Origin of the sequence: Streptomyces sp. NPDC048269, from assembly GCF_040652395.1 — a bacterium.
In the GTDB taxonomy this organism is placed as follows: Bacteria; Actinomycetota; Actinomycetes; order Streptomycetales; family Streptomycetaceae; genus Streptomyces.
Window position 1 is genome coordinate 52,370 of sequence record NZ_JBEZLW010000007.1, and the last position, 25,204, is coordinate 77,573.

Annotated in this window: 19 protein-coding genes and 1 pseudogene; 11 read left to right on the forward strand and 9 right to left on the reverse strand. The window is 73.2% G+C overall.

From position 1 onward, the window contains the following. The 3 genes and pseudogenes from AB0D48_RS10405 to AB0D48_RS10415 form a co-directional block, all read left to right on the forward strand. Positions 1-351 (forward strand): annotated as a pseudogene (locus tag AB0D48_RS10405) (DUF2236 domain-containing protein); the annotation flags it as partial. Beyond that, a complete protein-coding gene (locus tag AB0D48_RS10410; RefSeq protein WP_362393237.1) occupies positions 333-2,408 on the forward strand; it encodes a serine/threonine-protein kinase in 2,076 nt (691 codons plus the stop codon). The pseudogene AB0D48_RS10405 and the gene AB0D48_RS10410, both read left to right, overlap by 19 nt. Then, positions 2,405-4,012 carry an NAD(P)/FAD-dependent oxidoreductase gene (locus tag AB0D48_RS10415; protein WP_362393240.1) on the forward strand — a complete coding sequence of 536 codons (1,608 nt, stop codon included), beginning with the start codon at positions 2,405-2,407 and terminating at the stop codon, positions 4,010-4,012. The genes AB0D48_RS10410 and AB0D48_RS10415 overlap by 4 nt, the downstream gene beginning before the upstream one ends. Before the next feature lie 7 nt (positions 4,013-4,019). On the opposite strand, the gene AB0D48_RS10420 is transcribed toward AB0D48_RS10415, so the two are convergent. Both AB0D48_RS10420 and AB0D48_RS10425 read right to left on the reverse strand, forming a co-directional pair. Beyond that, positions 4,020-4,481: a nitroreductase family deazaflavin-dependent oxidoreductase gene (locus AB0D48_RS10420; RefSeq protein WP_362393243.1), complete on the reverse strand. Its 462-nt coding sequence runs from the start codon at positions 4,479-4,481 to the stop codon at positions 4,020-4,022. A 71-nt stretch (positions 4,482-4,552) separates the two neighbouring features. After that, positions 4,553-5,725, reverse strand: coding sequence for an FAD-dependent monooxygenase (locus tag AB0D48_RS10425; protein ID WP_362393246.1), 1,173 nt, complete (start codon positions 5,723-5,725; stop codon positions 4,553-4,555). Between the two features lie 80 nt (positions 5,726-5,805). Between AB0D48_RS10425 and AB0D48_RS10430 the strand changes: the two genes are divergently transcribed. Beyond that, entirely contained in the window at positions 5,806-6,450 is a 645-nt protein-coding gene (locus AB0D48_RS10430; protein ID WP_362393247.1) for a TetR family transcriptional regulator, read from the forward strand. Between the two features lie 12 nt (positions 6,451-6,462). Further along, complete coding sequence (locus AB0D48_RS10435; protein ID WP_362393250.1) at positions 6,463-6,840, forward strand: VOC family protein; 378 nt, start codon at positions 6,463-6,465, stop codon at positions 6,838-6,840. Between the two features lie 8 nt (positions 6,841-6,848). On the opposite strand, the gene AB0D48_RS10440 is transcribed toward AB0D48_RS10435, so the two are convergent. After that, positions 6,849-9,155, reverse strand: coding sequence for a family 20 glycosylhydrolase (locus AB0D48_RS10440; RefSeq protein ID WP_362393253.1), 2,307 nt, complete (start codon positions 9,153-9,155; stop codon positions 6,849-6,851). 378 nt (positions 9,156-9,533) lie between these two features. On the opposite strand from AB0D48_RS10440, the gene AB0D48_RS10445 reads away from it, so the two are divergent. Together AB0D48_RS10445 and AB0D48_RS10450 are read left to right on the forward strand one after the other, a co-directional pair. Beyond that, positions 9,534-10,619, forward strand: a complete 1,086-nt coding sequence (locus AB0D48_RS10445) for a mechanosensitive ion channel family protein (protein ID WP_362393256.1) — start codon at positions 9,534-9,536, stop codon at positions 10,617-10,619. Between the two features lie 87 nt (positions 10,620-10,706). After that, positions 10,707-11,009 (forward strand): DUF1876 domain-containing protein, encoded by a 303-nt coding sequence (locus tag AB0D48_RS10450; RefSeq protein ID WP_362393259.1) that lies wholly within the window; start codon positions 10,707-10,709, stop codon positions 11,007-11,009. 200 nt (positions 11,010-11,209) lie between these two features. Here the strand turns inward: AB0D48_RS10450 and AB0D48_RS10455 are convergent, their stop codons facing one another. Continuing rightward, complete coding sequence (locus AB0D48_RS10455) at positions 11,210-11,788, reverse strand: hypothetical protein (RefSeq protein WP_362393262.1); 579 nt, start codon at positions 11,786-11,788, stop codon at positions 11,210-11,212. Between the two features lie 145 nt (positions 11,789-11,933). Further along, on the reverse strand, positions 11,934-13,784 hold the full coding sequence (locus AB0D48_RS10460) for a serine hydrolase (RefSeq protein ID WP_362393265.1): 1,851 nt from the start codon (positions 13,782-13,784) through the stop codon (positions 11,934-11,936). A 247-nt stretch (positions 13,785-14,031) separates the two neighbouring features. Here AB0D48_RS10460 and AB0D48_RS10465 point away from each other — a divergent pair, with 247 nt between their 5' ends. Both AB0D48_RS10465 and AB0D48_RS10470 read left to right on the forward strand, forming a co-directional pair. Then, the gene (locus AB0D48_RS10465; RefSeq protein ID WP_362393268.1) at positions 14,032-15,138 is read left to right on the forward strand and encodes a nitronate monooxygenase family protein; all 1,107 of its coding nucleotides are present in this window, start codon (positions 14,032-14,034) and stop codon (positions 15,136-15,138) included. Positions 15,139-15,154: 16 nt separating this feature from the next. Beyond that, positions 15,155-16,705: an acyl-CoA synthetase gene (locus tag AB0D48_RS10470; RefSeq protein WP_362393271.1), complete on the forward strand. Its 1,551-nt coding sequence runs from the start codon at positions 15,155-15,157 to the stop codon at positions 16,703-16,705. A 17-nt stretch (positions 16,706-16,722) separates the two neighbouring features. Here AB0D48_RS10470 and AB0D48_RS10475 read toward each other — a convergent pair whose 3' ends face one another. Continuing rightward, positions 16,723-17,463, reverse strand: coding sequence for a hypothetical protein (locus AB0D48_RS10475; RefSeq protein WP_362393274.1), 741 nt, complete (start codon positions 17,461-17,463; stop codon positions 16,723-16,725). A 142-nt stretch (positions 17,464-17,605) separates the two neighbouring features. Between AB0D48_RS10475 and AB0D48_RS10480 the strand changes: the two genes are divergently transcribed. Continuing rightward, the gene (locus AB0D48_RS10480; RefSeq protein ID WP_362393278.1) at positions 17,606-18,709 is read left to right on the forward strand and encodes an ionic transporter y4hA; all 1,104 of its coding nucleotides are present in this window, start codon (positions 17,606-17,608) and stop codon (positions 18,707-18,709) included. A 27-nt stretch (positions 18,710-18,736) separates the two neighbouring features. Here AB0D48_RS10480 and AB0D48_RS10485 read toward each other — a convergent pair whose 3' ends face one another. Then, positions 18,737-21,166 carry a penicillin acylase family protein gene (locus tag AB0D48_RS10485; protein WP_362393281.1) on the reverse strand — a complete coding sequence of 810 codons (2,430 nt, stop codon included), beginning with the start codon at positions 21,164-21,166 and terminating at the stop codon, positions 18,737-18,739. A gap of 153 nt (positions 21,167-21,319) precedes the next feature. Between AB0D48_RS10485 and AB0D48_RS10490 the strand changes: the two genes are divergently transcribed. Further along, the gene (locus tag AB0D48_RS10490) at positions 21,320-22,825 is read left to right on the forward strand and encodes a fatty acyl-CoA synthetase (RefSeq protein ID WP_362393284.1); all 1,506 of its coding nucleotides are present in this window, start codon (positions 21,320-21,322) and stop codon (positions 22,823-22,825) included. Positions 22,826-23,339: 514 nt separating this feature from the next. On the opposite strand, the gene AB0D48_RS10495 is transcribed toward AB0D48_RS10490, so the two are convergent. Further along, positions 23,340-24,221 (reverse strand): oxidoreductase, encoded by an 882-nt coding sequence (locus tag AB0D48_RS10495; protein ID WP_362393287.1) that lies wholly within the window; start codon positions 24,219-24,221, stop codon positions 23,340-23,342. Positions 24,222-24,306: 85 nt separating this feature from the next. Beyond that, positions 24,307-25,161 carry a YhjD/YihY/BrkB family envelope integrity protein gene (locus AB0D48_RS10500; protein ID WP_362393290.1) on the reverse strand — a complete coding sequence of 285 codons (855 nt, stop codon included), beginning with the start codon at positions 25,159-25,161 and terminating at the stop codon, positions 24,307-24,309. Positions 25,162-25,204: the final 43 nt, after the last annotated feature.

Sequence of the window (25,204 nt, forward strand, 5' to 3'; positions counted from 1 at the left end):
CCCGTCCACCCGTACCTCGTACCTGGCCGAAATCTGCTGTGGCGCCCGCTCGCCGCCCTCGCCTACGGATCCCTCCCCGCATGGGCACACCAGCTGTACGGGCGGCCCGCACCGGCCCCACGCACGGTCACCCGGCGCCTGCGTCTCACCGGACGCGTACTGCGCAGCATTCCCGCAGGTCTGCGCTGGCAGCTGCCTCCAGGTCACATCTTGAAAGCGATGCGTCGCATGGGCCCCGGGAGCCGCCCCTCGACGTACACACTGCGTACATCAGCGGCCATACTGGACCGGCCGGGGAGGGCATGGCACGACAACGGGGGCGACTTCAAGACATGGCGGAGTCCAGACTGATCCAGGGGCGGTACCGATCGCTCGATCTGATCGGTCGCGGCGGCATGGGCGAGGTTTGGCGCGCCCGGGACGAGTCGCTGGGCCGACAGGTCGCCGTGAAATGCCTCAAACCACTCGGACCGGAGCAGGACGCCCACTTCACCCAGGTGCTGCGCGAGCGGTTCCGCCGCGAGGCGCGCGTCGCGGCGTCCCTCCAGCACCGGGGCGTCACCGTCGTCCACGACTTCGGCGACGACAGCGCCGCCGGCGGGCCCCTCTACCTCGTCATGGAACTCCTCGAGGGCCGCAACCTCAGCCAGCTCCTGGAGGACAACGAGACCCGCCCGCTCCCCGTGGACGTGGTCGTCGACATCGCCGAACAGATGGCCGCCGCCCTCGGCTACACCCACGACCAGGGCGTCGTCCACCGCGACCTGAAGCCCGCCAACATCATGCGGCTCACCGACGGCACCGTGAAGATCTGCGACTTCGGCATCGCCCGCCTCGCCCACGACATCGGCTTCACCGCCAAGCTCACCGGCGGCGGCATGGCCATGGGCACCCCGCACTACATGTCGCCCGAGCAGATCGCCGGCGGCGAGGTCGACCACCGAAGCGACCTCTACTCCCTCGGCTGCGTCCTGTACGAGATCGCCACCGGCGCCCCGCCCTTCGACCTCGGCGACTCCTGGTCCGTGCTCGTCGGCCACCGCGACAACGCGCCCGTCCCGCTCCGCGAGCACCGGCCCGAACTGCCGGACTACTTCGAGCAGGTCGTCCTGGACCTCCTCGCCAAGCGCCCCGAGGACCGGCCCGGCGACGCCCGCCACCTGCACCGGCGGCTCGTCGAGGCACGCCTCGGCCAGGGCGGGCTGCCCGGCGACCGGGCTCCGCTCCCGGCCTGGGCCCGCGGGATGACCGCCGGGCGCAAGGCCGGCACCGAGGCCCGTCCCGCGAGCGGCGCATGGGCCGTGCTCACCGGCGCCTGGACGGCCCGCCCCAGCGGCGAACAACCCCTCGGAGCCCCGCAGCGGATCGTCCGCCCCGCGCCCGCCGAGGACCCCCGGCTCACCGCCCCGTACGGGGTCGCGCGCGTCCCCGGCCCCCGCGAGACCGGCCCCGACGCCCTCGCCGCCGGGCACACACGCGCCTTCGCCCTCAGCCGGGCCGGCCGGCCCGAGGAGGCCCTCGCCGTCTACGAGGCCGTGGCCGACGGACGCGCGCGGGTCCTCGGCCCGGACCACGCCGACACCCTCGCGGCGCGCCAGGAGGCCGCGTACGAACTGGGCCGTCTCGGACGCCACGCGGAGGCGTACGGCATCTACCGCGCCGTGCTCGTCGCCCGCGAGCGCACCATGGGCCCGCGCCACCCCGACACCCTGCGCTGCCGCCACAACCTTGCCTGCGCCCTTGGGGCGCTCGGCCGGTTCGAGGAGGCCCACGCCTCCGCCGCCCAGGTCGCCGCCGACCGGGCGGCCGTCCTGGGCGCCGAGCACGCCGACACCCTGCTGACCCGCTACGAGGCGGCGTACGCGCTCGGCCGCTTGGACCGCTGGCAGGAGGCCCTGGCCGGCTTCCGCGAGGTCGCCGCAGTACGGGAGCGGGTGCTCGGCCGCGACCACCCCGACACCCTGGCCGCGCGCTACGAGGTCGGCATCGCGCTCGGCCGTACCGGAAACGCCGCCCAGGCCCTCGACCTGTTCCGCGCCCTGGTCCGCGACCGCACCCGCGCGTACGGGGCCGCCGACCCGGAGACGCTCCGCGCCCGGCACGTCCTCGGCGTCAACCTGGGACGTCTGGACCGCTGGGAGGAGGCGGTCGCCGAGGCCCGGCAGGTGGGCGCCGCACGGGCCGAGCTACTCGGCGCCGAACACCCGGACACCCTGGTCAGCCGCCGCGAACTCGCCGTCGGACTCGGCCGGCTGGGCCGCTGGGAGGAGGCGCTGCCCATCTACCGAGAGCTGTCCGGCATCCGCGAGCGGTCCCTGGGCGACGAGCATCCCGCCACCGCCCTGGCCCACGCCGACGAGGCGTACTGTCTGGAGCGACTCGGCCAGGTGTGCTACCAAGAGCCATGACAGCCATGCCAGCCATGCGGGGCTCCAGCGGTTTCGGACGCGACGTCTACGACGATGTGATCGTGGGCGGCGGGCACAACGGCCTGGTGGCCGCCGCGTACCTGGCCCGGGCGGGCCGGTCCGTGCTGGTCCTGGAACGGCTCGGGCGCACCGGCGGGGCGGCCATCTCCAGCCGTCCCTTCGCGGGCGTCGACGCCCGCCTCTCGCGCTATTCGTACCTCGTCTCCCTGCTCCCCGCGAAGATCGTGCGCGATCTGGGGCTGCGCTTCGAGGTCCGCAAGCGCACCGTCTCCTCGTACACGCCCGCTCTGCGCGACGGGCGTCCCGGCGGGCTGCTCGTCGGCGGCGGTGAGGCGCGCACGAGGGAGTCCTTCGCGCGGCTGACCGGCTCGGAGCGGGAGTACGAGAGCTGGCGCGCCTTCTACGGCACCACCGGCCGGGTCGCCGCGAAGGTCTTCCCGACACTGACCGAGCCGCTGCCCACCCGCGAGGCGCTGCGCGCCCGGATCGACGACGAGGCGGCCTGGCGGATGCTGTTCGAGGAGCCCCTCGGCCAGGCGGTGGAACGGCACTTCGCCGACGACCTGGTCCGGGGCGTGGTCCTGACCGACGGGCTGATCGGTACCTTCGCGGACGCGCACGACCCCTCGCTCGCGCAGAACCGCTGCTTCCTCTACCACGTCATCGGCGGCGGGACCGGTGACTGGGACGTGCCCGTCGGCGGCATGGGCGCGCTCACGGACGCCCTCGCCGGCGCCGCGCGGGCGGCGGGGGCGGAGATCGCCACCGGCCACGAGGTGCTGCGGATCGACACGGACGGCATCGCGCCGACCGAGGTGGTATTCCGTACGGCGACCGGCGAAGGGCGGGTCGTCGGCCGCACGGTCCTGGTCAACGCCTCACCGCGGGCGCTGGCGGATCTCCTCGGCGAGGTACCCGCCCCGTCGGCCGAGCCCGCCCCCGAGGGGGCCCAGCTCAAGGTCAACATGCTGCTGCGGAGGCTGCCCCGGCTGCGGGACACCTCCGTCGACCCGCGCGAGGCCTTCGGCGGCACCTTCCACATCGCCGAGGGTTACGAGGAGCTCGCCAGGGCCTACGCGGAGGCGGCGGCCGGGGAACTGCCCTCCGTACCGCCCTCGGAGATCTACTGCCACTCGCTGACCGACCCGACCATCCTCGGGCCGGAGCTGGTGGAGCAGGGCTACCAGACGCTCACCCTCTTCGGCCTCCACACCCCGGCCCGGCTGTTCGGACACGACAACCAGCAGGCGCGCGAGGTGCTGCTGACCGCCACCCTCGCGCAGCTCGACGCGCACCTGGCCGAACCGCTCACCGACTGCCTCGCCTTCGACGCCGACGGCCGCCCGTGCATCGAGGCGAAGACCCCGCTGGACCTGGAACGCGACCTGCGGCTGCCCGGCGGCCACATCTTCCACCGGGACCTGTCCTGGCCGTACGGGGCTGCGGACGTCGACACCGCCGGAAGGTGGGGCGTGGCGACCGCCCACCGCAACGTACTGCTGTGCGGTGCGGGGGCGGTGCGCGGCGGCGGCGTCAGCGGCGTCCCCGGCCACAACGCGGCGATGGCGGTGCTGGGGCACTGAGCGCCTGCTAGCGGTTGGTTCCGGTCACCGGTTCGATGACCACGATCGGGATCTCGCGGTCCGTCTTGGCCTGGTACTCGTCGTACGCGGGCCAGTGCCGGAGCATCAGCGGCCAGTACGCGGCGCGTTCCTCGGAGGTCGCGGTGCGGGCCGTGCCCTGGAGGGTCTGCGGGCCGACCTGGATGCGCACCTCGGGGTGCTCGGTCAGGTTCCGGTACCAGAGCGGGTGGGCCGGGTCGCCGCCCTTGGAGGCGACGAGGAGGTAACGGCCGTCGTCCTCGCCGTAGATGAGGGGCGTCCGCACCGGGTTGCCGGAGACCCTGCCCACCGTGGTGAGCAGCAGGGTCTGGGTGCCGTTCCAGAACTGGCCCTCGGCCCCCTTCGAGGCCACGTACTGCTTGACGTGGTCGAGCTGCCAGCTCCCGGGCCTCGGGTCGGTCGGGTTGTCCCAGTCGATCTCGGTCTTCATAGGCTCTGCCTGCCTTCGTGTTGAACAGTCAACAACCTCGGTAACGAGTTCCAACGCGCGCGGGCACGGCGTTATGCCGTGTACCCGGGGAGCGCGTGAGCGGGAAGGGTGAAGCCGCCGTAGAGATCGTCCAGCGCCCGGAGCGCGGCGCGGGCCGGGACGGCGCGGACGGCCAGGTCGCGGGCGGCCGCCGCGAGGGGGTGGGTGAGGGCCGCTACCCGGCCCGCCCGGCGGGACCGGACGCGGATGGCGTCGGTGCGGGCGACGCGGGCCGCGCTGTAGGCGGCGAGGGCGGCGGGCACGTCCCGCGCGGCCAGCAGGTGGGCGAGGACGACGGCGTCCTCGACGGCCTGGCAGCCGCCCTGGCCGAGGTTGGGGGTCATGGCGTGGGCGGCGTCCCCGACCCAGGCGAGCCGGCCCTGGTGGTAGCGGGGGAGCGGCGCTGCCAGGTCGTACAGGTCGTGCTGGAGCAGTGCCTCCGGGTCGATCCGCTCCAGCAGCGCCGGGATCGGGTCGTGCCAGGTTCCGTAGCGGCGCAGGAGTTCGGCGCGCGGGTCGGTGGGGCGGTGGCCCTCGGGGACGACGGCGGTGGCGTAGACGTAGACCCGGCCGTCGGCGAGCGGGACGATGCCGAAGCGCTCGCCCCGGCCCCAGGTCTCGGCGGCCTCGGGCGCCGGGCCGGGGACGGCGGGCAGGACGGTGCGCCAGGCGGTCTCGCCGCTGTGGCGCAGGCCGGGGTGGTCCGGGAAGTACTGGTGGCGCAGCGGGCTGTGGATGCCGTCGGCGGCGATCGCGACGTCGGCGCTGAGGTCTCCGGAGGAGGTCCGGACCACCGCGCGGCCGCCGGCCTGGTCCACGGCGGTCACGGCGGCTCCGTACGCGACCGTCCGACCGGGGAGTGCGGCGGCCAGGGCGGCGGCGAGGTCCGCGCGGTGCACGGCGAGCGGGGGACGGCCGTAACGGGCTGCGAGCCCGGCGGTGTCGGCGCGGCTGAGCCGGCCGCCGCCGGGGAGGCGCAGGCCCAGGGCCGCCGGGACGGCGTGGCCCGTGGCGCGGGTGGCGTCGAAGCCGATGGCGTCTAAAGCGTGCAGGGCGTTGGGGGCGAGGACGATGCCGGCTCCCGCGGTGGCCGGTTCCGGCGCCCGCTCACACACGGTGACGCGCCAGCCGCGGCGGTGCAGGGCCACGGCCGCCGTGAGTCCGCCGACCCCCGCACCCGCCACGACCGCGTGACGCTGAGACATGAGATGCCCCTCCCTGTCGACCACCTGTCCTCTACAGCTGTAGAGGACATGGCCTCACTCTACAGCTGTAGAGTGAGGCCATGTCCACCCCTGAGCGCGGTACCGAGCGCGGCGCCGACCGCAGAACCCTCATCGCGGACACCGCGATCGGCCTGGTCGCCGCGGGCGGCCTGCGGGCCCTGACCCACCGGGCGGTCGACGGCGCGGCGCGGCTGCCGGCGGGCAGCACCTCCTACTACTTCCGTACGCGGACGGCCCTGATCGGCGCCTGCTACCAGCGGCTGGCGGAACTGGATCTCGGCGACGTGGACGTGGACGTGGCCGGAGGCGGGACCGCGGGCGACGGGGCAGGGGCCCGAGGTCCGCTGCCGGACCGGGACGCGGCCGCGGCGGCGCTCGCCGCGTTGCTGCACCGCTGGCTGACGGTGGGACGCGAACGCCAGCTGGCCCGCTTCGAACTGAGCCTGGAGGCGGCCCGCAACCTCGAACTGGAGACGGACTTCCACCGGGCGGGCCAGGGGGCCCGGGCCCGGGCGGCGGGTATCCTCGCCGCCCTCGGCGCGGAGCGGCCCGAGGAGGCGGCCGAACTGCTGGTCGCCTGGACCGACGGCCTCCTCTACGACCGACTGGCCGGCGCCCTGGCCCGCTCCCGCCCGGCCCCGGACCTCACCGAACTGACCTCCGCCACCCGCCGCATGATCGACGCGGCGCTCTCGACTCCTTAGGGGTGTCTTCCCTTGATCGCTGAACTGCAGTGCGTGGTCCTGGACTGTCCCGAGCCGCAGCGGCTGGCCGGGTTCTACCGGTCGGTGCTGGGCGGAACCGTCGACCAGCCCGACCGGCGGTGGTCGGTCGACGCGGACTGGACCACGCTCCACACCCCGTCAGGCCTGGTCTTCGCCTTCCAGCACGCGCCGGACCACCAGCCGCCGCGGTGGCCGGACCCCGCCCGGCCACAGCAGTGCCACCTGGACTTCGGTGTCCCGGACCTGGACCGCGCGCAGGAGCAGGTGCTCGCGCACGGTGCGACCCTGCTCGACGAGGGCCCGGCCGACCGGGGCTGGCGCATCTACGCCGACCCGGCGGGGCACCCCTTCTGCCTGGTCCGTCACTAGGCCCTGTCCTACGCGATCTGCCACTGCTGATAGGCCGAGCCGCCGGCCGGCTGTTGGGTGACCAGGGCTCCGTCCGTGCCGGAGGCCGTGGTCAGGAGGAGGGCGCTCTTCTTGTTGGTCACCGAGTAGCCGCTCGCCCCGAGTGCGCCGATCTTCCAGTGCTGGCTGTCGCCGCCGGTGCACGTCGCCTGGACCACGGCCGCGCCGGCGGCGGTCGAGCCGCCGGAGACGTCCGCGCACAGCCCGGACGCCCCGTTGACCAGGGTGTGGCTGCCGTCGCTGTTGAGGGTCAGCTGCCACTGCTGATTGGGCCCGCCGTGCGGGGTCCACGTGATCAACCGGGTGCCGGACGTGCCGGAGCTGGCCGGGTCGTCGAGTGCCTTGCCGCCCGCGGTGAGGGTCCGCGTGCCGCCCGGCCGGCCGCCGTACACCTCGAACTCGTACAGCGAGTAGCCGTACGAGGTGCCCCGCTGGGTGCCGTACACGCGGATGTACCGGCCCGATCCGGTCAGCCCGGTCAGGTCCTGGACCCCGCCGGTACCGGTGGTCGTGGAGTGGACGGTGCGCCAGGTGGCGGCGTCGTCGGAGAGCTGGATCTGGAAGGACTTCCCGTACGCCGCTTCCCAGCGCAGCACGACGCGGCCGACGTTCTGGGTGGTGCCGAGGTCGACCTGGAGCCACTGCGGGTCGCTGTAGGCGCTGGACCAGCGGGTGGCGGGGTCGCCGTCGGTGGCTGCCGTCGCCGGGAAGTTCGCCGTCTCGGTGCTGGAGGCGGTGGTCGGGCGGCCCAGGGCCAGGTTGCCCGGCTGGGTGAGGCCGGGCCAGGCGGGGTTGTGCCCGACGGCCGCGACGAGGGGGGTGAACGCGGCGTACGTCGCCGCGGGCTTCGGCGATCCCCAGGTCTGCTGGGCCAGCGCGCGCAGCGGGTACATGATTCCGGCGGCTATCTGTTCCTCGGTCTCGGCGGTGGGGTTGTCGCACCAGACGTGGAGCAGCGAGCCGGGGTTCTTCGCGGGGTCGAACAGGGTGTTGCCGCCCTCGAAGCGGTCGGGGGTCCAGGTCTCGTACATCCACTTGGTGTCGGGCTTCGCGCCCCCGAGCACGTAATAGGTCGGGGTCCAGGACTCGTTGGCCACGACGTGCCCGGCGTCGGCCAACTGCTGGGGAGTGAGGCCGTAGCTGTACCAGTATTCGACGACGATGCCGGGGTGGGGGCGCAGCGTCCCGTCGCCGGACTTGATGCCGTCGTTCCACATCCGGGTGGTCTTGCCGCCTGCCCGCACCAGGTCGTCCGCCCAGTTGACGAACCCGTAGTAGGTGTCCTTGGCGGTGGCGTTCGCGCCGTAGTGGGCGCGGGCGTAGCCGAGCAGCTGCGGGTACTTGGCGTAGTCGGTGACGTATTCGTCCGCGCCGATGTGCCAGTACGGGGCCGGGAACAGCGGCAGGTACTCGTTGATCAGGTCCTTGATCAGCGTGTACGAACCGGGCAGCGAGAGGTCGATGAAGTCGGGGCTGACCGCGCCGAGGCTGCTCTTGAGCTTGAGTTCGGGGTGCGCGGCCAGGACCGCGTTCATGTGACCGGGGGTGTCTATCTCCGGGACGATGGTGACGTGGTACTTGCGGCCGAGCTCGACGAGGTCGGCGATGTCCTGCTTGGAGTAGTGGTCGGCGGAGACGATCTCCGGGTGGGTGGAGCTCTCCATGCGGAATCCGAACGTGTCCGACAGGTGGAAGTGGAAGTAGTTGAGCTTGAGGTAGGCCAGCTCCTTGATGTGCTGCTTCAGCCAGTCGACGGTGAAGAACTTCCGCCCCTGGTCGACCATGAGCCCGCGCTCGGCCTTGGTCGGCCAGTCGACGGCCGTGCCGGCCGGTACCGAGGCGGACTGGCGCAGGAGCTGGAGGACGCTGCGGGTGCCGTAGAAAGCGCCGGTGTCGGTCGCGGCCTGGAGGGTGAGGGATCCCGCGACCGTCATCCGGTAGCCCTCGGCGGGCAGAGCCGCGCCGCCGAGGCTGAGGCCGATGTCACCGGCGGCCGGGCTCCCGGTGGCGACGGCCACGCCGCGTCCGGCCAGCGCGCCCAGATCCTGCGCGAACGTGGCGGCTTCGTCCGCCAGTTGGGCGGCGGAAGCTGGGTCGACGACGATCCGGGTGGCGTCGGTGAAGGTGTAGGTACCGGTGCCGGCCGTCCATTGACGCAGGGCCGGTACGGTCTGCGGCGGGCCGGCGGCCGCCCGCGCGGGGCCGGCGCCGACGCCGGGCAGCGCCAGTGCGAACACCGCGCACGCGGTGGCGATCAGCAATCGGAGCAGACGCATGGCTGCCTCCAGCCGGGTGTGGCCGAGCGGAGCGTGAGAGGGGCACCAGTGCAGCGCAGGGTCGAGTTCATGTCAATAGATGCTCGAAACCACGCCGAACCGCGCAGGAACACGCAGGGCCGGCGCGAGGTCGTACGCAAGACCGCAGACTCTGTGGGGTGACAGCACGCGCGGTGCGGCCGGACCCCGCCCGTGCCGCCCGAGGTCACACCGGCCCACCTGCGGCGCCGCGCCGACCATGGGGCAGGATGGCAGCACCAACCGTGTGTGCGTACACACGCCCGAACGGGGCCCCGCACAGCACGATCTGACAGGTGACAAAGTGACGACACAACACATACGCCGCTCGTCGGCGCCCATGGCTCCGGAGGGGACCCTGTGAGCCGCGATCTCGTCCTGCACGACTGGGTGGTGGCCGCCATCGCGATCGCCGCGGGTGTCGCGGCCGGGCTGCTGCTGCGCGCCCTCCTGCGCTGGCTGGGCACGCACGCGAGCAGGACGGCGTGGAGCGGGGACGACGTCATCGTCGACGCGCTGCGCACCCTCGCGCCCTGGGCGGCCGTCATCGGCGGCGCCGCCGCGGCGGCCACGGCGCTGCCGCTCACCACGCGGCTCACGGGGATCGTGAACCAGTCGCTGACCGCCCTGCTCATCCTCATCGCCACGGTCACGGCGGCCAGGGTCGTCGCGGGGCTCGTGCAGTCCGTGGCCCAGTCCCGTACGGGAGTGGCCGGATCGGCCAGCATCTTCGTCAACATCACGCGTGTCGTCGTCCTGACCATGGGCGTACTCGTCGCTCTCGAGACCATGGGCGTGTCCATCGCGCCACTGCTCACCGCCCTCGGAGTGGGTGGCCTCGCGGTCGCCCTGGCGCTGCAGGACACGCTGGCCAACCTCTTCGCGGGAGTGCACATCCTCGCCTCGAAGACGGTGCAGCCCGGTGACTACATCCGGCTCAGCAGCGGCGAGGAGGGGTACGTCGTCGACATCAACTGGCGCAACACCGTGGTGCGCAACCTGTCGAACAACCTGGTGATCATCCCCAACGGCCGCCTCGCGCGTACGAACATGACCAACTTCACCCAGCCGGAACAGAAGTTGTCGCTCCTCGTCCAGGCGGGTGTCGGCTACGACAGCGACCTGGAGCACGTCGAGCGAGTCACCCTCGACGTCGTCGACAGGGTGATGGCCGATGTTTCCGGAGGGGTCGCCGACCACGAGGCCGCCGTTCGCTTCCACACGTTCGCGGACTCCAGGATCAACTTCACCGTGATCCTGGGCGTGGGCGAGTTCAGCGACCAGTACCGGATCAAGCACGAGTTCATCAAGCGCCTGCACGAGCGGTACCGGGCCGAGGGCATCGCCATCCCCGCCCCTACGCGGACGGTCTCGGTCCAGCCGTGGGGGTCGTCCGCGGTCCCGCACCAGCGCGACGCTGCGGACCCGGTCCTGGCCGAGCGCTGAAGGGACCGGAGCCGAGGTTCTGGGATGGCCGGATCCGCCCGCTCGGAGGGATCCTGGAATCGGTACCGGAGCGGGAGGAGGCGCGCGATGACTCACGCCGAAGAGTGGAATGTGGGCGTCTACCTGATCGAGGAGGACGGCACCACCAAAGCCCGGGCGGTGCTCGAGAACGGCAAGACGACGATGGTCGGCCGCGGCACGGCGCGCTGCAATCCCGAGGACGTGGAGATCCCCGCGATCGGTGACGAGCTGGCGGCGAGCCGGGCGATGCGTGACCTGGCCGGGCAGCTGATGCGGGCCGCCGACCGGGACCTGGCCTCGGTGGGCGCCCTGCCCAGGCCGCCCCGTACGGGCTACGGCTGGCCGGAAGACGCGGGCCCCGGCACGTAGACCGTGTGCGCGGGTGGGGTCCGGAGCCTCGCCGTGGAGCGGCCGGGCTGACGCGGGGGCGCGTCAGCCCGGGCTGCCGACCGCTGGAGGGCAGCCCGGTCTGCCGTTCCCTCGGTGACCCTCCGTGACGGGATCCGCGGGTCGTGGTGCCGTCCCGCCCAGCGCGGGCGAGTGCCCGCCGAGTGCCCGCCGAGTGCCCGCTACGGGCAGGTGCGTGCGGGAGCCAGGCCCGAGATCCGGCTGAGCGGGATGTCGATGTTCTGCCCCTGGGTCCGGAGGAGGACGTTTCCGTCGCTGCCGGAGCCCAGAGTGCCGCAGACCGTGCCCGCCGAGGTCGAGACCTGCACGAACTGGTCCTCGGAGGCTTTGGGGGGAGAAGGCCACCAGGAGGAGGCGGCCGCCGTGGCCACCAGCACGACGGCGAGGAACGTCCACATGAGCCCCCTTCGCAGCCGTCGGGCGGATCGGTCCGCGCTGTTCCTGCCCTCCGGCCACGTGCCGGCGTCCGGTACCGGCTCCGGCACGGGCCAGGCGACGCGGGCGACCAGATACGTCGCCCAGCAGGCCACGGCCAGCGCCACCAGGACCAGTAGCCCGGCCAGTTCCTCGATGCCCCGGGGCGCTGCCGAGCTGCCGCCGCTCTTGAGGACACCGCAGATCCCGATGAACCCGAAGACCGCCAGCTGAACGGTGTGCCAGCCGCGGGCGGAAGCCTGCACCTCCGCGGCTGCGCTCGACGCGTGCAGGTCTGGGACCGGCGGCCGGTTGTCCTGGCTCATTGAGTCCTTCTCCCCGGATCACTCCTGCGGACGGCGGCCAGCGGGCCTGGCACGCGTACGAGCAGGCCAGCAGCTTCCCTCCGCAGGGTCAACGGGACACTCCGCACACGGCCGCCGATCACCGGTATGCACGGGGACGACGGGCTCAGTCCGACGAGCGGGTCCAGCCGATGGCCACGATGCGGGCGGCGTCGGCGGGGCGGTCCTCCGCGAAGAGGAGGCGGCCCGGTTCCGCCACGCGCAGGACGTCCACGTACACGCCGCGCCCGACGTAGCGGCCGGTCGCGGTGTGCCGGAATCGCAGCCGCACCTCGCGGCCCGACCAGGCGGCTGTGAGGGGGGCCTCCAGGCGATGCCAGATGCGGCCTCCCCAGCCGCCCGCGGAGCCGCGCGGCCAGGACTCGGCGGCGCCGCCGGTGGACCGCACCGTGGTGAACGGCAGCGGCTCCCAGTGCTCCCCGTCCGCCGAGGCTTCCAGGTGGAACGCGCCCTCGCCGGGCACGGTGTCCCACCACACGGCACAGCGCAGCCGGGCGGAGGCCGTCGCAGGGGTGAGCGGCGGCAGGTTCAGTGTGCCCGAGGCGCCCGGAGTGATCCCGGAGAACCAGGCAGGGCCGCCGTGCCTCGTACGAACAGGGACGGCGCGGGCGAAGCGGTTGCCGACGGCGACCCGCGGCGCGCTGCCGGCGCGCCAGGTGCGCACGGGGTGGACGGAGTTGCCGAGCAGGATCAGGAAGGAGTCGGTGGAGGGGTCCAGGACCAGGGAGGTGCCGGTGAAGCCGGTGTGCCCGGCGGAGTGAGGGGTGGCCATGGCGCCCATGTACCAGTGCTGGTAGAGCTCGAAGCCGAGACCGTGGTCGTCACCCGGGAAGGCGGTGTTGTAGTCGGTGAAGAGCAGCTCCACGGAGGCGGGACGCAGGATGCGCCGGCCCGCGTAGACCCCGCCGTCGAGGAGGGCGCGGGCGAGCACGGCCAGGTCCCAGGCGGTGCCGAAGACCCCGGCGTGGCCCGCGACCCCGCCGAGCGCGTACGCGTTCTCGTCGTGGACCTCGCCCCACACCAGCCCGCGGTCCAGGCCGGACCAGGGCGGGCGCTGCACCTCGGTGGCGGCGGTGACCCGGCGCCAGGAGCGCGGCGGGTTGTACCGGGTGCGGTGCATCGCGAGCGGAGCGGTGATCTCGTCGTGGAGCAGGACATCCAGAGTGCGGCCGGTGATCTCTTCCAGGAGCAGCTGGAGGGTGATCAGGTTCAGGTCGGAGTACCGGTAGACGGACCCGGGAGTCTCCTGCGGCCGCACTGACCACAGCAGCCTCAGCCGGCCCTCGCGCGTGGACTCCTGGTAGAAGGGTGCCCAGGAGCGCAGCCCCGAGGTGTGCGTGAGCAGCTGACGGACCGTGATCAGTTCCTTGCCGCCACCGGTGAAGGCGGGCAGGTACCGGTGCACCGGGGCCTCCAGCTCCAGCCGGCCCCGCTCCATCTGCTGAACGGCCAGGATGGAGGTGAACAGTTTCGTCAACGAGGCCAGGTCGAAGACGGTGTCCTCGGCCATCGCGATCCGCTCGGCCGCCGGGAACTCCCGGACCCGGTCCGTCCGCCCGTCGTAGTCCGCGTACCGTACGGCGTCACCCATGGCGCGGTGCAGCGCGATGGTGCGGCCCCGGCCGGCGAGGACCACTGCCCCGGCGTAGTAGGGGTGTTCGGGGGAGGGGCCGAGGAACCGCCGTGCCTCCTCCGCCACCCCCTCCAGGTGCTCGTCCAGCAGCCCGGCCTGGCGCGCGGAGCCGTACCGCAGCCGCAGCCCCTGGAGCGCGCGCCGCTCGGCCGCGCCGCCGGCCGCCCCGGCGGAGCTGCCGGGGAGTGCGGCGTGCAGGACGAGCACCCCGCCGAGTGCGAGCAGCCGTGCGCCCAGGCGCCGCCGGCTCAGCGCGTTTCCGGGTTCACCGGTGGCCGCGCCTTCTTCACCTGCCGCTGCGTCGGCCCCCGTGCCTGCTGCCATGTCCGGCCCTCCTGTTCGCTTCCGAGTCGGCCTGCGACGCCGTATCCCGGGCTCCGCCCCGGATCCCGCGCCTCGCTCTCCCCGGCCACCGATGGGAGGTGTCCGCGGGCGAGGCTGGATCTGCCGCACGCTAGTGGGTATCTGCCCGGCCGTCGGGGACCGTTCGCACCTGACGGACCGGAAAGAATCTGACACTGCATCAGAAAATCTCTTCCCTCGGATGCGGGGCTGCGGCATCCTGCCGCCCATGGAGACGGAGCTGAGCAAGAAACTGGGAGTCGAACACGCCATCTTCGGCTTCACGCCCTTCCCGGCGGTCGCCGCCGCCATCACCCGCGCGGGCGGATTCGGCGTACTCGGCGCGGTCCGCTACACCGCACCCGACGACCTCAAGCGAGACCTCGACTGGATGCAGGCGCACACTGACGGCAGGCCCTACGGCCTCGACGTGGTCATGCCCGCCAAGAAGGCCGTCGACGGCATCAGCGAAGCCGATATCGAGGCGATGATCCCGGCCGGTCACCGTGCCTTCGTCCGCGACACCCTCGCCAAACACCACGTGCCCGCGCTCGCCGAGGGAGAGGCCTCGGGCTGGCGGATCACCGGCTGGATGGAGCAGGTCGCCCGCAACCAGCTCGACGTCGCCTTCGACTACCCCATCAAACTCCTGGCGAACGCCCTGGGTTCCCCGCCCGCCGACGTCATCGCACGCGCCCACGACCACGGCGTCCTCGTCGCCGCCCTCGCCGGCAGCGCCAAACACGCCCGCCGCCACGCCGAAGCCGGCATCGACGTCGTCGTCGCCCAGGGCTACGAGGCCGGCGGCCACACCGGCGACATCGCGACCATGGTCCTCGTCCCCGAGATCGCCGAGGCCGTCGCCCCGCTCCCGGTCCTGGCCGCCGGCGGCATCGGCAGCGGCGAGCAGATCGCCGCCGGACTCGCCCTCGGCGCCCAGGGCGCCTGGCTCGGCTCCCTCTGGCTCACGACCACCGAGGCCGACCTGCACTCCCGCGCCCTCACCGAGAAACTGCTGGCCGCCGGCTCCGGCGACACCGTCCGCTCCCGCGCCCTCACCGGCAAACCCGCCCGCCAGCTGCGCACCGAGTGGACCGACGCCTGGGACGACCCCGAAGGTCCCGGCGCGCTGCCCATGCCGCTCCAGGGCCTGCTCGTCGCCGAGGCCGTCTCGCGGATCCAGAAGTACGAGGTCCAGCCGCTCCTCGGCACCCCCGTCGGCCAGATCGTCGGCAGGATGAACAGCGAACGCAGCGTCCAGGCGGTCTTCGACGACCTCACCAGCGGGTTCGAGCGCGCCATCGACCGCATCAACCGCATCGCCGGCCGAGCCTGAGAGAGGCGTGAGCAGCATGACCGAAAAGCCCAACGGTTTCTGGGCGCAGGCCGCCGCCGACCCCGAGCGGACCGTCCTGGTCACCCCCGACGGCGAGGAGTGGTCCGCCGGACGGCTGCACGCCGACGTCAACCGCCTCGTCCACGGCCTGCGCGCCGCCGGTCTGGAGAAGGGCGACGTCTTCGCCGTCGTCCTCCCCAACGGCGTCGAGTTCTTCACCGCCTACCTCGCCGCCTCCCAGGCCGGCTTCTACCTCGTCCCCGTCAACCACCACCTCGTCGGCCCCGAGATCGCCTGGATCGTCTCCGACTCGGGCGCCAAGGTCCTCATCGCCCACGAGCGCTTCGCCGACGCCGCCACCGCCGCGGCCGACGAGGCGGCCCTGCCCGTGAACCGCCGGTACGCCGTCGGAGCGGTCCCGGGCTTCCGGGCGTACGGGGAACTCCTCGAAGGGCAGCCCGGTACGGCCCCCGAGGAGCGCACGCTCGGCTGGGTCATGAACTACACCTCCGGCACCACCGGCCGCCCGCGCGGGATCCGCCGGCCGCTGCCCGGCAAGCTCCCGGAGGAGACGTACCTCGGCGGCTTCCTCGGCATCTTCGGCATCCGGCCCTTCGACGACAACGTCCACCTGGTCTGCTCGCCGCTCTACCACACGGCCGTCCTCCAATTCGCCGGCGCCGCCCTGCACATCGGCCACCCGCTGGTCCTGATGGACAAATGGACACCGCAGGAGATGCTGCGGCTGATCGACCACCACGCCTGCACGCACACCCACATGGTCCCGACGCAGTTCCACCGGCTCCTCGCGCTCCCGCAGGAGACGAAGGACGCGTACGACGTCTCCTCGATGCGCCATGCCATCCACGGCGCCGCGCCCTGCCCGGACCACGTCAAGCGGGCGATGATCGACTGGTGGGGCCGGTGCGTGGAGGAGTACTACGCCGCCAGCGAGGGCGGCGGGGCATTCGCCACCGCCGAGGACTGGCTGAAGAAGCCGGGAACCGTCGGCAAGGCCTGGCCGATCAGCGAACTCGCCGTCTTCGACGACGACGGCAACCGGCTGCCCGCCGGCGAACTGGGCACCGTCTACATCAAGATGAACACGGGCGGCTTCAGCTACCACAAGGACGAGGGCAAGACGAAGAAGAACCGCATCGGCGACTTCTTCACCGTCGGCGACCTGGGCCTGCTGGACGAGGAGGGCTACCTCTTCCTCCGCGACCGCAAGATCGACATGATCATCTCGGGCGGGGTCAACATCTACCCGGCCGAGATCGAGGCGGCCCTGCTGACCCACCCGGCGGTCGCCGACGCCGCCGCGTTCGGCATCCCCCACGCCGACTGGGGCGAGGAGGTCAAGGCCGTCATCGAACCGGCGGAGGGCTTCGAGGCGGGCAAGGCCCTGGCAGCGGAGATCCTGCACCACTGCGAGAGGCGGCTCGCCGGCTACAAGCGCCCCAAGACGGTCGACTTCATCGCGACGATGCCGCGCGACCCGAACGGCAAGCTGTACAAGCGCCGCCTGCGCGACCCGTACTGGGAGGGACGCGAGCGCGCGATGTGAGCCGCGGGCCGGCCGGGTCACCAGCGGGTGAAGTCGTACGCCTCGGCGCAGTACGGATCCTCGGCCTCCGAGGCGTTCCATTCGAGCTCGTCGCGTACGAGGGAGGGCAGCGCCGCCGTCAGCGCGGTGTAGCCCCCTCGTACGCGACCCTCCTCGTCCCGCAGGGCGACGTCCAGGCCGATCCGGGCGGCCGGGCCGGCCGCCCGGTCCACGTACAGCCGTACCGTGTCGGGGCCGGTCAGCAAGAAGCCGCCGAGCATCAGCTCGGGCTCCGGCTCGTCCTCCGGATCCACGGAGGGCCTGAGCACGGAGACCGCAGCGTGCAGCGCGTCGGTCCGGTCGTACGAGGGATCGTCCCGGAAGCGCGCGGCCTCGGCGCGGGCGTCGACGACAAGGATGCCCAGGCCGTCCCGGGACTCCGCGCACGCCGCGCCGCTCCCGTCCGTACCCGGACCGGCGGCAAGCCGCCGCAGCATCCCCGCGATGGCCGTCCACGGGATGTTGGTGTCGTACTCGTCGTCGACCAGGGGCAGGTCGTAGGCGACCGACGTGTCCAGGTCGTGGCCGTCCCACAGGACCACACGGGTGACCTCCGGTGGCCCGGGCGGCTGCAGCACGCCGCGCACGGGCCGCCCCGCGTCCGCGCGCCCGGCTCCCGGCGGCGGGGAGACGTAGCGCAGCAATGCCCAGAGCACGGTGCGGTGCAGATCGGTCAGTTGGTCCTGGGTCCAGGCCGAGGGCGCTTCCGGTGAGGTCATGCCCCATCCTCCGGCGCCCCGCGGTGTTGTCGGTGCACCCTGCACCCGCCACGCCCGGAGGTTCCGTGAGAAGCGCCACGCCAGGGCTCCGGAGGCGCGCCTTGCGCCGCGCCGGAGGGACAGTTCTGGCAACTTGGCCGATATGAGGACGGCTACCCGCAGATCCCCCCTGACCGATTGGACCCTCCTGGTCCCCGTGGTGGCGCTCGTCGCGCTCGTGCTCAGCTGGGGACGCGATCTGCCGCCGCTCGCGGTGGCCCTCGTCGCGCTCTGCCTCGCGGGCGCGGTGCTGGCGGCCGTGCACCACGCCGAGGTCGTTGCCCACCGGGTCGGCGAACCGTTCGGTTCCCTCGTCCTCGCCGTCGCCGTCACCGTCATCGAAGTGGCGCTCATCGTCACGCTGATGGCCGGCGGCGGCGACAAGGCGTCCTCCCTCGCCCGGGACACCGTCTTCGCCGCCGTCATGATCACCTGCAACGGCATCGTCGGCCTGTCCCTGCTCGTCGGCGCCCTGCGCAACCGGGTCGCCGTCTTCAACGCCGAGGGCTCCGGAGCGGCCCTCGCCACCGTCGCGACCCTCGCGGTCCTCAGCCTGGTCCTGCCGACCTTCACGACGAGCAAGCCCGGCCCGGAGTTCTCCACCGCGCAGCTGACCTTCGCCGCCGTCGCCTCGCTGGCGCTGTACGGGCTGTTCGTCGCCGTCCAGACGGTCCGCCACCGGGACTACTTCCTGCCCGTGGACATCGAGCGCAGCCCCGGCGAGCACGACGACCACGCCCCGCCGCCCACCTCCCGCGCCGCCCTGATCAGCCTCGGCCTGCTGCTGGTCGCGCTCGTCGCGGTGGTCGGTGACGCCAAGGCCGTCTCCCCCACCATCGAGAAGGGCGTCGCCGACGCCGGCCTGCCCGATGCGGTCGTCGGTGTGATCATCGCTCTGCTCGTGCTGCTGCCCGAGACCCTGGCCGCCGTCCGCGCCGCCCGCCGCGACCGCGTCCAGACCAGCCTCAACCTGGCCTACGGATCCGCCATCGCCAGCATCGGCCTCACCATCCCGGCCATCGCCCTGGCCTCGGTCTGGCTCTCCGGCCCGCTCATGCTGGGCCTCGGCCCGGTCCACATGGTGCTGCTCGCCCTGACCGTCGTGGTCAGTGCCCTCACCATCGCCCCGGGCCGCGCCACGCTGCTCCAGGGCGGCGTACACCTCGTGGTGCTGGCCGCGTACCTCTTCCTGGCCGTCAGCCCGTGAGGGCCGGGGCCAGGAAGAGGGCGCGGGTCACCGCCGCTCGCGGGCCCAGACCACCTTGAGCCGCGGCGAGGTGAGGATGTCCCGCTCGCAGAACCTGGACGTCACCCAGCGCTCCTGCGAGAACAGCCGGGTCTGGTCGGCGTAGTACGGCGAGTCCGGGTTCGAGGACTGGCTGTACGTCAGCAGGGTGCGCGCCACCGGGCAGCGGCCGCCGTCCCAGCCGACCGCCTGGATGTGGCTGGACCCGTGCACGACCTCGGCGTAGCCGCCGGCCGCCGCGTTCCACGGCGCCTCGATCTTGTTCCAGACGCCGAGCGCCTCGGTGCCGCCGCCCACCGGCAGCCGCTGCCCGCCCCGGACCACGAACTGGTGCTCGCCCAGCGGGGCGTCCAGCGCGATCCCGGCCGCCCTCAGTTCCAGCACGGTCTCCGCGAGCGCCCGGCCGATCCCGGGCGCCGCCCGGTTGAGCGTGCGGGGCGTGCGGACCGGGTCGGCCGCGGAGAACGGCACCAGCCACAGGTCCTTGGCCGGGGTCGTCGCCGTCAGCTTGCGCCAGAACCGGTCGAAGAGCAGCGCGCCACGGCTGGCGCTGTCGGCCGTACGGTCCCAGCCCGCCAGCACTCCGCAGGCCGCCGAGACGTCCACCGCGGTGCCGTCACCCGCCGTCGCCGTCCCACCCGGCAGGGCGGCGCAGGCCAGCGCCGCGTCCGCCGCCGCCAGGTCACCGGCCGGCGCCCGGTTGGCGAACTGCTGCTTCTGCAGGTCGGCCACGGTCAGCCGGCCCTTCGCCGCCATCGCCGCCACGTCTTCGATCGCGCCACGGGTGCGCATCGAGCGCGGGGTGCCGGCATTTCCCCAGATCCGCTCGTAACCGGTCAGCGGCCGCTCCGCGTTGGCCAGCCACGCACTGTCGTTGGAGTTCTCGGCGTACGGGGCATCGCGCAGCGTCGGCGCCTTCCCCGGCCCGAACACCCCCGGCTGCACCGCGTCCGGATCCGAACCGAGCCCGCAGTCACCGCGCGCACCGTCCAGCACCGCCAGCCCCGAAGCGGGATACGTCGCGCGGCCCAGCGGAGTGGAGCAGCGCGCCGCGAGCTCGTCGGTGATCCGGGGCAGCACCTGGGACTGGGTGAAGAGGGTGCCGCCCGTCGAGTCGGCGGCCACGGTGTTGACCCACGGCAGACCCTGGGTGCGCTTCAGGGCGTCCCGGATCCCGGCCACCGAACGGGCCTTGCCCATGGCGAGCGCGGTGTCGGAGCCGCGCAGGTTCGCCGCGTTGGGATCGTTCAGCGCGTACGCCGTACCGGCCGTCCAGGGCAGCGGCAGACTCGGGCCGAGGTTCGAGACCACCGGGCCGTAGCGGGTCCACCACTGGGTGCGGGTCTCCGGATCGCCGCCCGCCACCGGGACGGTGACGGTCCGCCGGGTCATCTTCTCCGGCTTCCCGTCGACCAGGTAGGCGGTCGGGTCGGCCGGGTCGAGGGTGAGCTGGTGCAGGTTGACGGGCGTGCCCGTGGCCACCGTGTGGCTCCAGGCCACCTTCTCGTTGAAGCCGATGGTGACCACGGCGGTACCGAGCAGGGAGCCGCCCGAGACGTTCAGCTCGCCCGGGATGGTCTGTTGCGACTGCCAGAAACGCCGCCCGCCCTGCCAGGGGTAGTGCGGGTTGCCGAGCAGCAGGCCGCCGCCGCTCGCTGTGGTGGATCCGGCGAAGGCCACCGCGTTGGAGCCCATGTCGTAGCGGGTGGTGTCGAAGAACTCCTCGGCCGCCTCGGCCGCGGCCGCCGGGTCGGGCTCCTGCGGCGCCGCCGTACGGGCGCCGGCCGTGCCCGGCGGCTGGGCGGCCGTGATGCCGTCGATGCCGCGGCCCTGACCGCCGAGGACCGAGACCGCGAAACCGCGGGCGGCCACGTCGGTCACGCTGACCGGGCGGACCCACCCCGCGCCCTTGCAGGCGGGGTCGGTGACCTCGTTCTGGGCGAGCCAGGCGTTGTAGCCGGCGGCCCAGCCGCGCATCAGCTCCTTGAGGTCCTTGCCGGGGCCGGCCGGAGCGGGCGTTTCCAGCAGCTTCTCGACCGTCCCGGACTCCCGTACGCCTTTGAAGTACAGGTCGCTGGAGAGGTTGCGGGCGGCGGAGGACAGCGATCCGTCGGGCGCGGCGTCGGGGCCGAACCAGCGAGAGCGCTCACCGGCAAGGGTCACGAACCCGTCGGCGAGGACGCAGACCTGATCGGCGGCCTGGGCCCAGCCGGTGCCGAAGCCGAGGTGCGCGTAGTCGCGGGCGAGGATGTGCGGAATGCCGTTCTCGGTGTACCGGATGACGGCGGACAGGCCACCGCCGGCGGGTATCCGCTCACCGGTCGCCGCCGAGGCCTGCGGTATCGCGGCCGTCGCGGCGAGCAGTGCGGTGCCGGTGAGGGCGACGCGGCGTAATATCGGGCGGGTGCGGAGCAACATACCTCCAAGTAGCCTGCGGATGCGCAAGGTTGTCCGTGCAACAGGCGGTGCGTACGTGCCCCCACACTCACGCAGGCAGTCCGATGATCTGTCAACATCCCGTTGGGTATCCCGGTCATTGACCTCGGCCGGTGAGGGGACGAGGATCACGCCATGACGGCAGTGCGGCACAACACGGTCGACGGACTGGTACACGACAGCGCGCGGCGGGTCCCCGGCCGGGTCGCCGTCCGCTACGGCGGGCGGAGCTGGACGTACGCGGAACTCGACGCGGCCGTCACCACCGGGGCCACCGTCCTGCGGGAGCGGTACGGGCTGGCCGACGGCGACCGCGTCGCCACCTTCGCGCACAACTCGGACGCCTATCTGCTGGCCTTCCTCGCCTGCGCCCGGGCGGGGCTCACGCACGTACCGGTCAACCAGAACCTCACCGGCGAGGACCTCGCGCACATCCTGGACGACTGCACCAGCGCGCTGGTCCTCGCCGACCCGGAGCTGGCCGGACGGATCCCCGACGGGTATCCCGTACGTCCGCTGCGCGACGCCCCCGGCTCCTTCCTGGCCGAGCTGACGGAGCCGGGCGAACCGCTCGCCTTCGAGCCCGGCCGGGACCCGGGCGTGCCGGCGCAGCTGCTCTACACCTCCGGGACCACCGCCCTGCCCAAGGGCGCGGTGATGACGCACAGGGCGCTGGTCCACGAGTACGAGAGCGCGGTCGAGGCCCTGGACCTGTCCGAGGACGACCGGCCGGTGCACTCGCTGCCGCTCTACCACTCGGCGCAGATGCACGTCTTCCTGCTTCCGTACCTGGCGGTGGGCGCGGAGAACACCATCCTCGACGCGCCGGTGGCGGAGCGGATCTTCGACCTGGTGGAGGCGGCGCGGGCGGACAGCCTGTTCGCGCCGCCCACGGTGTGGATCGCCCTGGCCAACCACCCGGAGTTCGCGGTGCGCGAGCTGGGCGCGCTGCGCAAGGCGTACTACGGAGCCTCGATCATGCCGGTGCCCGTACTGGAGCGGCTGCGGGAGCGGCTGCCGGGACTCGGCTTCTACAACTGTTTCGGCCAGAGCGAGATCGGGCCGCTGGCCACGGTGCTGGGGCCGGACGAGCACGAGGGGCGGATGGACTCCTGCGGCCGGCCGGTGCGTCACGTGGAGGCGAAGGTCGTCGACGAGGACGGCAAGGACGTCCCGGACGGCACGGCGGGCGAGGTGGTCTACCGGTCGCCGCAGCTGTGTCTGGGGTACTGGAACGACCCCGAGGCGACGGAACGGGCCTTCCGGGACGGGTGGTTCCGCTCGGGGGACCTCGCGGTGCGGGACGCGCAGGGGTACTTCACGATCGTCGACCGGGTGAAGGACGTCATCAACTCCGGCGGAGTGCTGGTGGCCTCACGTCAGGTCGAGGACGTGCTGTACACCCACCCGGGGGTGGCCGAGGCGGCGGTGGTCGGGCTGCCCGACGAGCGGTGGATCGAGGCGGTCACGGCGGTGGTGGTGCCGCGCGGGGAAGTGACGGAGCCGGAGCTGCTGGCGTACGCGCGGGAGCGGCTGGCCCACTTCAAAGCCCCCAAGCGGGTGCTGTTCGTGGACGCCCTCCCGCGCAACGCCAGCGGCAAGATCCTCAAGCGCGAACTCCGGGACCGCTTCGCGGGCTGACGCGCCGCCGGGTGCCTCCGGCACCCCCCTGACCGGGCCCCGGCACGCGCGAGGCGGACCCCCCTCGGGCAGCCGCGGCCCGGCCGGCTCCGGCGCCCGCCGGCCCCGCCCTCGGCTCGGGCAGCCGCGGCCCCGCCCGGGCGCCCGCCGGACCGACCTCGGCCGCCCGCCCGGAACGCGGGCAGGTTGGTGATCCGAGCCGTGGCTCGGGCGCTTGCGGCCCGGGGCCCGCTCGGGCGGGGGCCCGACGTCAAACCGCCCGCCCTGACCACATCGCGGGGACGGTGCTCATCCGAGCCGTGACTCGGGCAGCCGCGGCCCCGCCCGGGCGACCGCCGGACCCGACGTCGGTCGCCCGTCCGGAACGCCGGCAGGGTGGTGATCCGAGCCCTGGCTCGGGCGCTTGGGGCCCGGCGCTGCACTTGGGGCGGGCGCCGGTATACCCCGGGCGGGTCCGCGGGTCCGGGCGGCTGGCGCGGGCCTGGACGGAAGCCGGACCCGGCCGGTCATGGGCCTACCGCGCCGGAGGCGGCACGGCGTCGAAGTCCGTGCCCCGGCTGACCGGCTCCCAGGCAAGGGCCTCCGCGCGGGCGGCGTCCGCGTGGGCGGTGATGAAGTCGACCGCGTCGTTGCCCAGTACGAGCCTCAGCGGCGTGTTCTCCGCGTCCAGCGCGGCGAGGATCGCCGCGGCCGCCTTCACGGGGTCGCCCGGCTGATGGCCGTCACTGGCCGGCAGCCCCGCGCGTACCGGGCCCACCGCGTCCTCGTAAGCGGGCAGGGCCGTGGTGTGCCGCAAGGCGCTTCCGCCCGCAAAGCCCGTACGGAAGGAGCCGGGCTCCACGATGAGCGCCTTGATGCCGAAGGCGGCGACCTCGGCGGCGAGCGCCTCGGTCAGACCTTCCAGGGCGAATTTCGTCGCGCAGTACGCCCCGACACCGGGGAACGCCAGTCGCCCTCCCATGCTGCTCATCTGCACCACCGCACCCGACTTCCGGGCCCGCATGTGCGGCAGCGCCGCCCGCGTGAGCGCCGCCGGGCCGAAGAAGTGCAGCTCCATCAGCTCGCGGAGCTCGCTGTCGGAGGTCTCCTCCACGGCGCCGACCAGACCCCGCCCGGCGTTGTTGACGAGGACGTCGATCCGGCCTAAGCGGTCCACGACGTCCGTGACGACCTCGTCGGCGCGCGCCGTGTCCGTCACGTCCACCGCGATCGGTACGAGGCGCTCCGGATGGGCGGCGGCCAGAGCGTCGAGGGAGGCGGGGCGGCGGACCGCCGCGACCACGGTGTCCCCGGCCGCGAGTACGGCCTCGGTGAGGGTCAGGCCGAAGCCGGACGAGGCCCCGGTGATCAGCCAGACCCGGCCCTCGGCCTTGGTCTCCCGGTCCTGTACAGACATCAATCCCCCTGGGGGTGAAGGTGTTGGCAGACGGTTCCCGCCCATCCTGGCACCGTCGGCCCGGCCCGGTCAGCCCCTTCAGGGGTCATGAGGGGTGGTCGGAAGGGGGGTCTTCGAAGGGGAGGTGTCCGCTGCGCCGGAGGCGGCGCAGGGTGAGGTACTCGTGGAGGAGCCGGCCCACGAGGGCTCCGCCGTAGACGACGAAGCCGACCCCGACCAGCCAGGACTGGACGACCAGCAGCGTGCCGAAAGGGCCGTAGGTCACGGCGTTCGAGGCGATCAGCGGGGAGAACACCATCTGCGAGAACACGCGCAGCCCGAGCAGGCCGATGCTCGTGGCCACCGCGCCGGGCACCAGGGCGCGCCAGCGGACCCGGCCGCCGAGCAGCATCCGCTGCGAGCCGATGAAGAACAGGCACGTGCCGACGAGGTCGCCGACGGTGCCCACGGTCGTGCCGACGGCGTCGTCCGACGGCGCGGGGATAACGACGAGCAGGGCGAGGTAGCAGACCAGCAGGGCGAGCCAGACGACGTGCCGCCACATGGTGTGCCAGCGGGCGGTCGGCAGGTCCCAGACCTTCTCGTAGCCGGTCTGCACGGCGGAGCCGAAGGTCAGGCCGAACACGGCCAGGGCGGCCAGACCGAAGGCGGTGGTCCGCTCCAGCGCCAGGTCCGCCGCGCTGAACAGCGTCTCGACCCGGGCCCGCGAGGACGCCGTCACCCCGAGGGCCTGGCCGAGCCAACGGCCGAAGCCGGAGCCGCTGCCGGGTGCGGCGGCCGCCACCACCACCAGCAGCGGCACCAGGGTGAGGAACCCCAGGGCCGCGAAGCCCATCGCCCGGTGCATCAGCTCCATCTCCCGGCCGCGGCTCCAGGCCAGCCCCGCGGCCGAGCCCTGGAACCGGCGGTACAGCCGCCGGAAGATCGAGGTCACGCTCATGCACTACCCGGGCGGGCCCGCCCGCTCCCGGGAGCCACGTCGA